Source organism: Bradyrhizobium sp. SHOUNA76 (genome assembly GCF_023006445.1).
Taxonomy (GTDB): Bacteria; Pseudomonadota; Alphaproteobacteria; order Rhizobiales; family Xanthobacteraceae; genus Bradyrhizobium.
Genome location: NZ_JALBHA010001094.1, coordinates 1 through 582, shown reverse-complemented (window position 1 = coordinate 582; position 582 = coordinate 1). Strand labels below are relative to the sequence as shown.

The 582-nt window shown below is 71.0% G+C and carries 1 protein-coding gene; it reads left to right on the top strand.

Annotation, left to right across the window (positions count from 1 at the left end):
• The coding region (locus tag MOV74_RS39935) for a transcription antitermination factor NusB (protein ID WP_309486897.1) at window positions 1-582 on the top strand (582 nt) is incomplete at both ends.

The following is a 582-nucleotide window of genomic DNA, read 5'->3' as shown; positions in this document are numbered from 1 at the left end:
AAGGGCATTCCCTCCGAGGCGCCGCGCGCGCAGAGCGCGCTCCTGATCGGCGCGGCGCAGATCCTCTGGATGGACGTGCCGGATCACGCGGCCGTCGACCTCTCCGTTCGCCTGGTGCAATCCGACCGGCGCGCCGCGCGTTATGCGGGCCTCGTCAATGCCGTGCTGCGCCGCTGCGCGCGCGAGGGCAAGGCGCTGGTCGAGGAAGTTACCGCGCAATCGCTGGACCTGCCGCCATGGCTGCTCGCGCGCTGGAGCGCGCATTATGGCGAGGCGACCGCACGAGACATGGCGCTGGCGCTCGGCCACGAGCCCTCGCTCGATCTCACCGTGAAGTCGGATGCCGAGCAATGGGCGAGCCGCCTGCATGGCGAGACGCTGCCGACCGGGACGGTGCGGATGCTGCTGCACGGCTCGGTGACCATGCTGCCCGGCTTCGCCGAGGGACAATGGTGGGTGCAGGATGCCGCCGCCGCGCTGCCCGCCCGGCTGTTCGGCGACATCAAAGGCAAATCCATCGCCGATCTCTGCGCCGCCCCGGGCGGCAAGACCGCGCAGCTGGCGCTATCAGGCGCGCATGTC